Origin of the sequence: Corallococcus sp. AB018 (genome assembly GCF_003986945.1) — a bacterium.
GTDB lineage: Bacteria > Myxococcota > Myxococcia > Myxococcales > Myxococcaceae > Corallococcus > Corallococcus exiguus.
Genome location: NZ_RAWR01000298.1, coordinates 1 through 9,930, shown reverse-complemented (window position 1 = coordinate 9,930; position 9,930 = coordinate 1). Strand labels below are relative to the sequence as shown.

The following is a 9,930-nucleotide window of genomic DNA, read 5'->3' as shown; positions in this document are numbered from 1 at the left end:
GCGGCGGAGGCTTGGGCTCCTCCGGCTTCTCCTCGGGAGGCGGCGGGGGCGGGGGCTTCTGCACCTCCACCATGACCAGCTCCACCGGCTTCTGGATGGACGCGAGCTTGCGGCCCTCCAGGGTGGAGAGGAACACGAAGGCCACCCCGTGCAGCGCGAGCGACACGAGGACGAACACGAGCAGGAACCGCGTGGAGCGGTCGCGCTGGGGCAGGGAAGAGGATTCGAGGACCGCCTGGCTCATCGTTGCGAAGCCTCGTCAGGGCGTGGCGGGCGCGGTCCGGGCAGGGCCAGCGTCCTTCTCGATGTTGAGGGCGAACTTCGCGATGCCCTGGCCCTTCACCACGTCGATGAGGCGCATCACGCGGCCGTAGGCGAGCGTCTGGTCCGCGCTGATGATGGCGCGCGTGTCCTTGTCCTTGGCCACGGCCTCCGTCACGCGGCGGGACAGGTCGGCTTCCGTCACCTCCGCGCCGTCGAAGTAGAGCTTGCCCTCCTTGTCGAGGACGACGTTCACCAGGCCCTGCACCGTCTCACCGCCATTGGCGGCGCGGGGCAGGTCCACCTCCACCGTCTCGCGGACGATGAAGTTCGCGGTGACCATGAAGATGATGAGCAGCACCAGCACCACGTCCACCAGCGGGGTGACGTTGATGCCTGAGATTTCCTCGTCGCTGTCGTTCGCGCCGCCGGCCATGGGCTAGTTGCCCCCCGCGGCGCCCGGCTTGCGCGCCTTCATGGCGCCCACGAGCGCGTGGCCCAGGGCGGTGGTGCGGCTGGTGAGCGTCTTCAGCTGGCGGTTGAAGATGTTGAAGGCGACCACGGCGGGGATGGCGACGGCGAGGCCCACGGCGGTGGCGACGAGCGCCTCCGAGATACCGGCCATCACCGTCTGCTGCATGGCGCCGCCCTTGGCGTTCATGGCGCCCAGGTCGTTGAAGGCCTTGATGATGCCGAGCACCGTGCCGAACAGGCCGATGAACGGGGCGTTGTTGCCCAGCGTGCCCAGGATGGACAGGCCGCGCTCGTACTGGGGGCGCTCGCGGGCGACGGTGGACGCGATGACCTGCTCCACGGTGTCGGGGCCCTGCTGCGCGGAGGCCAGGGCCTCGCGGATGACGGAGGCCTCCATGCCCTTCTGGTTCTTCACTTCACCGGCCACGGCGTCGAACTCGCCGCGCGCCAGGCGCACCGCCAGGGCCTCCGAGTTGGCCAGCCGGTGGCGCGAGAAGTAGACGGCGCGCTCCAGCATCACCGCGATGGAGATGATGGACAGCGACACGAGCAGCCAGAGCACCCACTCGGCGCTGCCCAACGTCACCCCGAGCAGCTTGCTGCTCAACCATCCGAGTTCGGGTTGGGCCGCCTGGGCCAGGAGGAAGAAGGACGTCATGTGGGGAAAGCCCGGTTCAAGAGTGGGACCGCGTTAACGCGCGGCGCAGTCTCTTGTTCCCCCCAACTTAAAAGTCAAATGGAACGGGGTGGAGTTCACCCCGCTGTCGCGCGCCACTGGACGGGCGCGGCGAAACCAGGGCGCGGATGTCATATCCCAGGCACCGAGCGGGACGGGCGTCGGAGTGCCTGCCCGCCGGGTGGATGAGCGCGTTTTCAGGGTCGGCGGTTGGGGCTGGTGGTCTGCGCGGGGTCGCGCTCCACGACGGGGCCGAGGATGGAGTCGATGCGGCGCATGAGCTCCGCGTCGAGCTTCACGCCAGTGGCCTTCACGTTGTCGAGCACCTGCTCCGGCTTGGACGCGCCGATGATGGCGGAGGAGACGCTCTTGTTCTGGAGCACCCAGGCGATGGAGAGCTGCGCCATCGACAGGCCTGCCTCCTGGGCCAGCGGCTTGAGCTGCTGGACGCGGGTGAGCACGTCATCGGTCATGAAGCTGGTCATGAACTGCGAGCCCGGGGTGGCGGCGCGGGTGTCCGCGGGCGGGGGCTTGCCGGGGAGGTACTTGCCGCTGAGCACGCCCTTGGCCATGGGGGACCAGACAATCTGGCCCAGGCCTTCGGCGTCGGAGGTGGGGATGACCTTGGACTCGATGACCCGCCAGAGCATGGAGTACTGCGGCTGGTTGGAGATGAAGGGCACGCGCAGTTCGCGGGCGAGCTTGGCGCCAGCGGCGATCTGCTCGGCGGTCCATTCGGAGACGCCGATGTAGAGGGCCTTGCCCTGGCGGACGATGTCCGCGAACGCGAGCATGGTCTCTTCCAGGGGCGTCTCCGCGTCGAAGCGGTGGGCCTGGTAGAGGTCCACGTAGTCCGTCTGGAGGCGGCGCAGGGAGCCGTGGATGGACTCGATGATGTGCTTGCGCGACAGGCCGCGGTCGTTCTGGCCGGGGCCGGTGGGCCAGTAGACCTTGGTGAACAGCTCATAGCCTTCACGGCGCTGGCCCTTGAGGGCGCGGCCGAGCACGGCCTCGGCCTTGGTGCCGGCGTAGACGTCGGCGGTGTCGAAGGTGGTGATGCCCGTGTCGAGCGCCGCCTTCACGCACGCGATGGCGGCGTCCTCCTCCACCTGGGAGCCGTGGGTGAGCCAGTTGCCGAAGGAGATTTCGCTGACCTTCAGACCGCTGCGACCAAGGAATCGGAAGTTCATAGGGGGCGGCACACTAACCGCCGCCTTTGGAGGTCCGCTCGGGTTTCGCGGTTTCTCGACAGCTGGAGTCGGACGGGCGACCGTCCACGGCGGGATTCGACCGTTCCCGGGCGTCGCTTGTGAACGGTGGGCTGGGTGTCCGACACTGGCTTCCACGCATGGCCGCCAGTGACGAACGCCGCTTCCAGTCTCTCGTGCTCGCGCCCATCCGGCGCGTGCAGCGGCGGCTCAACGTGGTCGCCTGGAGTGGTGCGGGCATCGCTCCTCTCTGGGCCATGGCCACCGCTTGCGTGCTGTCACGGTTGCTGCTGCGCGACCTGGCTGTCTGGGCCGTGCCTCCGCTCGTCATCGCGGGGCTGGCGTGGTGGTTCGTTCGCGCCCGGTCTCGCGGCGTGTCGCTGGAGTACGCGGCGGTGCTCGCGGACCGCTCCGCCAACGCTGGTGGCCTGCTGCTCACGCGGCTGGAGCGCCCCGTTGGTGAGTGGGAGCTGAGCCTCAACCAGTTCGCTCAGCAGGTGAAGCCTCCAGAGGTCCCGTGGCGCCGGCCCGTGGGGGCGTTGTTGGGTGCGCTCCTGTTCCTCGCAGTGGGGTTCCTCGTTCCGCTTCCGGCGTTGCGCACGTCGAACATCAACGCCGCCGCCGCGACCCAGGTCGCCGCCGTGCAGGCGCAGGCCGAGGCTTTGGCCCGTGAGGAGCCCCTGGGCCCCGATGTCGAGGAGGAACTGCGCCGGTTGTCGGAAGAAGTCGCGCAGGGCCGCTTCGACTCCGCGGATTGGGAAGCCGCGGATGCCCTGGAGCAGCGGCTCGCTGAACGCGCCTCCGAGGCCGCCGCCGAGCTCAACCGCGCCTCCGAGGCCGCCGCTGAACTGGAGGACGCGCTCGCCGCCGCTGGGAGTGCCGAGACCGCCACCCGTGAGCGTGAGTCACTGGAGCAGGCCCTGATGGCGCTCGATGCGCGCGCCAGCGGGAACCCCGAGGACTCCGCCGCCGGTGTTCAGGAGGCTCCCGCGTCCGAGCAGAACTCGCAGGGGCAGGGCGCGGATGGACAGAACAGGGGTGATCAGCAGGGCGGCGACAAGCAGGGCTCCGGCGACCCGTCGTCCCGCGAGGCCCAGGCCCGTGCTTCCGCTCGCGCCCAGGCCTCTGGCTCTCCGGATCAGATCGCTGACCTGCGCCGCACACTGGAGCGGCGGCAGCAGTCGCTGGCCCAGCGCTTTGGAGAGGAAAACGCCTCACAAGGGAACCGCGGCGCCCAGGCCCGGCGTCCCACCCGGCGTCAGCAGTCCGGACAGGGACAGAAGGGCCAGGGCCAGAAGGGGCAAGGCCAGGGTCAGGAGGGGCAGGGCGAAGGTGACGGTGAAGAGGGCGACGGCGAGGGCCAGCAGGGCAATCAGCACGCGAGCCGGAACACGCGGCAGGGCAAGGGCGAGGGCGCGGGCGTGAGCCGGGGCGGGGAGAGCCAGCCGGTCGTCTTCGGCGGCGAGGCGGAGATGGATCCGAACCGGCTCGCGTTCCAGCCGCTGCCGGATGGCAATGGCGGCGATGCGGAAGAGTTGTGGGGCCTTCGCGCAGCGGATCCGCAGGCCCGCACGGGGCAGGCGGGGCCGTCCAGCGCGAAGGGCACGGGCGCGAAGGGCGATGCGACGGCGGGACCGACCTCCGGTCCGCTGCTGCCTCGCAACCGCGACCTGGTGAAGCGGTACTTCGGTGGTCCGTAGTCCAGAAGGGGGAAACGACGTGGCAGCGGAGCTTCTGAGTCCCGCCGAAGCGCAGGGCGCGGCGGACGTGGCGTCCCGGCTCAAGTCCGGGCTCAACCAGGTGATGCTCGACCAGGAGACGGTCGTCGAGCAGGTCGTGACAGCGGTGCTCGCCCGGGGCCACGTGCTCCTGGAGGGCCTGCCCGGCCTGGGCAAGACGGAGCTGTGCAAGGCCCTGGCGCGGCTGCTGGCGCTGCCCTTCCGCCGCATCCAGTTCACCCCCGACCTGCTGCCCGGCGACATCACCGGCACCTACGTGCTGGAGGGCGAATCGCGCCGCGACTTCGTCTTCCGCGAGGGCCCGCTCTTCGCGAGTCTCGTCCTCGCGGATGAAATCAACCGCTCCAGCCCCAAGACGCAGTCCGCGCTGCTGGAGGCCATGCAGGAGCGGTCCGTGACGGTGCTGGGCCAGACGCGGCCCTTGCCCGACCCCTTCTTCGTGCTCGCCACGCAGAACCCCATCGAGCTCGAAGGCACGTACCCGCTGCCCGAAGCGCAGCTGGACCGCTTCCTCTTCCGCATCCTCGTGCCGCCCGTGGGCGCCAAGACGCTGCGCACCCTGCTCACCACGCGCATGCGCGGCGCGCCTCCCTCGCAGGAGCCGGTGCTGGACGCGGAAGGCCTGTCGCGCCTGTTCGCCGCCGTGGACCGCGTGCACCTGCCCGGCCCGGTGGCGGACTTCATCGGCCGGCTGGTGGAGGCGTCCGACCCGCGCCAGCCCTCCGCTCCGGAACCCGTGCGCCGCTTCGTGCGCTTCGGCGCGAGCCCTCGCGCGGCGCTGGCCCTGGCCGCCGCGGGCCGTGCTCGCGCGCTGCTCGAAGGCCGGCCCAACGTGGGCTTCGACGACGTGGTGGCCGCCGCGCCCGCCGCCCTCAACCACCGCCTGGTGCTGGCCTACGAGGCGTCGCTGGAGAAGGTGACCGCGCCGGACGTGGTGCGCGAGCTGCTCAAGGCCACGCCCGAGGTGCCCCGTGGCTAGCCGCGCGCACCTGACCTTCGCCGTGCTCATGGGAGCCATGCTCTGGACTGGCCTGTCGGGCGTTCCTGGCGGGACGGCGGCGTTCGCCACCAGCCCTCCCAAGGCGGTGGAGGAGCGGGATGAGGCGTCCCAGGCGAGCGGCTACCGCGAGGTGGTGGAGACGACGGAGAACTTCCCCACCGAGGGCGACCTCAAGGGCTCCGTGCGTGTCGTCACGCTTGTGCCGAACCGGGGCTACACGCCCATCCAGGTGACGGTGCACAACACCGGTGGCCAGCCGCGCCCGGTGCGTCTGTCCATCCACTCGCAGGGGCGCATCATGGAGCGCTCGCTGGAAGTGGGCCCCCGTGAGCGCACCGTGACGTGGCTGCTGATGCCCGCGGACCTGCAGGCGGGAATCATCAACATGGACTCGCCCGGCATGGACACCGTGGCGCAGAGCTTCTACCTGGACGGCTACCGGGGCGCCCGCGTGATGGTGCTGGGCGATGTGAAGGCCTTCGAGGCCGCGACCGGCCTGAGCCGCGCGCCGGAGAACATGGAGCCGCTCGTCGCCACGCGCTTCGTGGAGCCGCGCACCGCTCCACGCGAGCTGGCGGCCTATGTGGGCTACGACGCGGTGTTGGTGGCGGTGCCGGCGGACCAGGTCCCCGATGACGTCTGGGCGGTGCTGGAGATGTTCGCCGTGGCGGGCGGCAAGCTGGTGCTCGACCAGCCCCCGGCGAATCCGAGCCTGCGCCTCCCGCTGCTTCAGGATGAGAAGGCGGAGCTGTCACCCTATGGCTTCGGCTTCGTGCGCCAGTTCCGCGACTGCCGGAAGCAGACCCAGGGCTGCGGTTTCAGACTCTGGGAGGACACGGAGCGGTCACCAGCCGTGGTGGTGCCCGCGGGCCCGCCGCCCCGCTGGGAGCGCCACGACCTGCTCAGCGATGGACGCATGCCGCTGCTGTCGAGCGCCCGCGCGCCCGTGGGCCGCTTCCTGCTGCTCATCTTCCTCTTCGTGCTCGCGGTGGGGCCCGGCGGGTGGATGCTCGCGCGGCGCAAGGGACCGCTCGCGGTGCTCATCGCCGTGCCCACGCTGGCGGTCCTCACGAGCCTGGGGCTGGTGGCGTGGTCCGTGCTGGTGGATGGCTTCAGCGTGCACGCCGCGCGCTACAGCCTCACGCTGCTGGACCGCGAGCGGTCCCGCGCGGTGACGGTGGGCCTCAACGCCTGGTACGCGAACCTCGCGGAAGAGAGCGTGCGCATGCCCGCCTCCAGCGTGCTGCTGGCCCCGGCGTCCTCGACGGGCCCGGAGGATCCGCCGCGTTTCCTGGACTGGACGAACGGGCTGGTGGTGAAGAACAGCTTCCTGCCCTCGCGCAGCTACCGCGAGTGGGGCGAGGTCGCCGTGGTCCCCTCTCGCGCGCGGCTGACGGCGCACAAGACCGACGGCGGCGTGCAGGTGCAGAACGCGCTGGGGGCTCCCTTGATGGGCGGCACGTTGAAGCTGGACGGCCAGCTCTATGTCCTGCCGGAGCTGGCGGACGGCGCGGAGGGGCTGGCTCCGCCGGAGGAGGCGGAGGCCGGGGACGTGGACCTGCTGGGCCTGGAGCACGAGCCACGCATGCGCTTCCAGGACGCGGTGGCGCCCCTGATTCAGGAACTGGAGGACGGAACGTTCGTGGCGCGGCTGGGCGGGCGTGGCTTCACGCCCACGGCGGCGCTGGACGTGGAGCTGGAGGCCGCGCTGCACGTGGTGCGCGGCCAGGTCGAGGAGGCACGGCGATGAGCCTGCTGGAGGTGAAGGGGCTGCGGCGCGACTACGGAGCGCTGCGCGCGGTGGACGACGTGTCGTTCACGCTGGAGGCCGGCGGCATCCTGGGCTTCATCGGGCCCAACGGCGCGGGCAAGAGCACCACGCTGCGCATCCTGGCCACGCTGGACGTGCCCACCGCGGGCACGGTGCTGCTGGACGGCACGTCGCTGGTGGACGCGCCGGACCGGGCCCGGCCGCTGTTGGGCTACATGCCGGACCGCTACGGCACCTACGACGACGTCACCGTGAGGGAGTTCCTGGACTTCTTCGCGCGCGCATACGGACTGAAGGGCGCGCAGCGCAAGCAGCGGGTGGACTCGGTGATGGAGTTCACGGGGCTGGGGCCGCTCTCGCACAAGCTCACCACGGAGCTGTCCAAGGGCATGCGCCAGCGCGTGGCCCTGGGGCGCACGCTGCTCCACGACCCTCGGCTGCTGCTGCTGGACGAGCCGGCGGACGGATTGGATCCACGCGCGCGCATCGAGCTGCGGGAGCTGCTGCGCGCGCTGGCGGATCAGGGCAAGGCGGTCATCATCTCCAGCCACATCCTCACGGAGCTGGCGGAGATCTGCGACAGCTGCGTCATCATCGAGCAGGGGCGCCTGCTGGCCCAGGGCAAGGTGGAGGACCTGCTGCGCCAGAGCGCGGGCCCGTCCCGCGTGTTGGAGCTGACGGTGCGGCTGGCGGCGCAGGGCGACGAGGCCGAGGCGCTGTGGTCTCGCACGGAGCGCACGCTGCTGGAGCAGCCGCGCGTGAAGGACGTGGCTCGCGAGGGCGCCGCGCTGCGCGTGCGGCTGGAGCTGGAGGCGGACGCGGGGCCGGCGCAAACGGAAGCGGCCGCGGCGGCGCTGCTCGCGGCGCTGGTGTCGCAAGGGCTGCCGGTGTGCGCGTTCAGCCCGCGCGAGCGCAATCTCGAGGACGCGTTCATGACGGTGACGAAGGGGAGGGTGGCGTGAGCACGCAAGCAAGTCCCGCGTCGGGCGCGGCCGAGTCCGCCCCCTCGCCGGGGGTTCCCGCCGCGGTGTCCGACCGTTGGGAGAAGTGGGGCGACCGGCTCAACCCGCTGGTGGTGAAGGAGGTGCGGCAGGGGCTGCGCACGCGCGTCTTCTGGGTGAGCTTCGGGCTGCTGCTCGCGGCGTGCTTTGTGCTGTCGCTCATCGCGTTCGCGAACACGCACGACAGCACGTACACGCGCGAGGGGCGGTCGTACTTCTTCTCCTTCTTCGTGTGTCTGGCGCTGGTGCACTTCGGCCTCATCCCCTTCAACGCGTACCGTTCGCTGGCGCGCGAGCGCGAGGACGAGACGTGGTCGCTGCTGCTGCTCACGGGGCTGGGACCCCGGCGCATCCTGCGCGGCAAGGTGGCGTCCTTCCTGGTGCAGGCGGTGCTGTACGCGTCAGCGGTGGGGCCGTTCCTGCTGTTCAGCTACTTCCTCAACGGCATCGACCTGCCCACCATCCTGATGGTGCTGATGTTGGGCGGGGCGTGGATGGTGTTCCTCACGCTCGTGTCGGTGTGCGCGGCGACGGTGGCGGACAGCCGGATGGGACGGGCCGCGGTGCGGTTCGCGCTGGTGGCCGTGCTGGTGGTGACGTTCTTCCAGGCGCTGACGTTCGCCTTCGTGGTGACGAATGAGCGGGGCAGCGGGTTTTCGTTCGACCGGAACTTCTTCCTGGGGCTGGGCGCGGTGTTCTGGCTCCTCGTGTCGGACGGGTGGCTGGTGTTCGAGACGGCGGTGGCGCGGCTGTCGCTCGTGACGGAGAACTACACGCGCCATCCCCGGCGGGCGTTGGTGGTGCAGGTGTTCCTGACGTTCGTGGGGATGACGGCGGTGTGGTGGCTCATGGACCGGGAGGAGGACATCCCCGGGGTGATGGGCATCCTCGGAGGTCTGCACCTCATCTTCGCCACCCTCTTCATGGCGACGGATGTGGACGGGCAGTCGCGGCCGCTGCGCGCGGGCACCCGGGCGTGGACGCTGTTCAGGCCTGGGGCGCTGCGCGGCTTCCGGCTGTCGGTGCTGCTGCTCGTGGGGTGGGCGGTGGGGTGCGCGGTGCTGGTGTGGCTGGCGTCGGATGGCTCGAAGGGGAGCATGCGGTTGGCGATGTCACAGGGGGCGCTGGCGCTCTACGGGGTGCTGTACCTGTCGGTGGCGCTGCTGTTGGGGCGGATGCCGCGCTCGGGGCGATTCGCGTCGCCGGTGTCGGTGCGGTTGCTCTACGTCCTGGTGGGAATCCTGGGGGCCGGCGTGCCGCCACTGCTGGCGGTGTTCCTGGACCTGGAGGGGCGTGATGAGCTGCTCAACCTGCTCAACCCGATCCTGGGGACGCTGAACTTCGGCAAGTACGACTACAGCGACCCCAGTGGTCTCAAGATGCCGCCGGAGCTGCTCCTGTGCGTGGCGCTGGTGGCGTTCCTGGCGGCGTTCGCCGCGGACCGGGTGCTCGCCGAGCGCGAGCGGCGGGCCCACGAGCAGTGAGCGCGATGTTGGATGAGGCGGAGGTGGCGCGCCTGGCGCCGGGGTTGAGCCTGGCGCTGCCGCGCCTGCCGCAGCGGGGACGGGTGGGCGAGGTGCGTGCCACGTCCGCGGGCAGCGCGATGGAGCTGCACGACTTCCGCGCGTACCAGCCGGGGGATGACCTGCGGCAGCTGGACTGGAACGCCGTGGCGCGCACGGGGGAGCTGGTGCTGCGCGTGCGCCAGGACGAGGTGTCGCCGCGCGTGGAGGTGCTGCTGGACGGTTCACGCAGCATGGGGCTGTCGCCGCGCAAGGCGGCGGGGGCGCGGGAGGTGGC

At 70.8% G+C, this 9,930-nt stretch carries 9 protein-coding genes and 1 pseudogene; 6 read left to right on the top strand and 4 right to left on the bottom strand.

Features of this window, described 5'->3' with window-relative positions; all coding sequences use genetic code 11:
- The 4 genes and pseudogenes from D7Y11_RS39060 to D7Y11_RS39045 form a co-directional block, all read right to left on the bottom strand.
- Nucleotides 1-244 (bottom strand): annotated as a pseudogene (locus D7Y11_RS39060) (energy transducer TonB); the annotation flags it as partial.
- 15 nt (nt 245-259) lie between these two features.
- Nucleotides 260-697 (bottom strand): biopolymer transporter ExbD, encoded by a 438-nt coding sequence (locus D7Y11_RS39055; protein WP_121755850.1) that lies wholly within the window; start codon nt 695-697, stop codon nt 260-262.
- A 3-nt stretch (nt 698-700) separates the two neighbouring features.
- Nucleotides 701-1,393 carry a MotA/TolQ/ExbB proton channel family protein gene (locus D7Y11_RS39050; RefSeq protein ID WP_120581012.1) on the bottom strand — a complete coding sequence of 231 codons (693 nt, stop codon included), beginning with the start codon at nt 1,391-1,393 and terminating at the stop codon, nt 701-703.
- Between the two features lie 215 nt (nt 1,394-1,608).
- Complete coding sequence (locus D7Y11_RS39045) at nt 1,609-2,601, bottom strand: aldo/keto reductase family protein (RefSeq protein WP_121755849.1); 993 nt, start codon at nt 2,599-2,601, stop codon at nt 1,609-1,611.
- 158 nt (nt 2,602-2,759) lie between these two features.
- On the opposite strand from D7Y11_RS39045, the gene D7Y11_RS39040 reads away from it, so the two are divergent.
- The 6 genes from D7Y11_RS39040 to D7Y11_RS39015 all read left to right on the top strand — a co-directional run.
- Nucleotides 2,760-4,319, top strand: a complete 1,560-nt coding sequence (locus D7Y11_RS39040) for a hypothetical protein (protein WP_126936216.1) — start codon at nt 2,760-2,762, stop codon at nt 4,317-4,319.
- Between the two features lie 19 nt (nt 4,320-4,338).
- Nucleotides 4,339-5,337, top strand: coding sequence for a MoxR family ATPase (locus D7Y11_RS39035; RefSeq protein WP_172810444.1), 999 nt, complete (start codon nt 4,339-4,341; stop codon nt 5,335-5,337).
- Complete coding sequence (locus tag D7Y11_RS39030; RefSeq protein ID WP_233607542.1) at nt 5,330-7,108, top strand: hypothetical protein; 1,779 nt, start codon at nt 5,330-5,332, stop codon at nt 7,106-7,108. Before D7Y11_RS39035 ends, D7Y11_RS39030 begins: the two co-directional genes overlap by 8 nt.
- Nucleotides 7,105-8,091, top strand: a complete 987-nt coding sequence (locus D7Y11_RS39025; RefSeq protein ID WP_121776465.1) for an ABC transporter ATP-binding protein — start codon at nt 7,105-7,107, stop codon at nt 8,089-8,091. Before D7Y11_RS39030 ends, D7Y11_RS39025 begins: the two co-directional genes overlap by 4 nt.
- Entirely contained in the window at nt 8,088-9,614 is a 1,527-nt protein-coding gene (locus tag D7Y11_RS39020; RefSeq protein ID WP_169822251.1) for an ABC transporter permease, read from the top strand. The genes D7Y11_RS39025 and D7Y11_RS39020 overlap by 4 nt, the downstream gene beginning before the upstream one ends.
- 5 nt (nt 9,615-9,619) lie before the next feature.
- On the top strand, nt 9,620-9,930 hold a 311-nt coding region (locus tag D7Y11_RS39015; protein WP_199753920.1), incomplete at its 3' end, for a DUF58 domain-containing protein.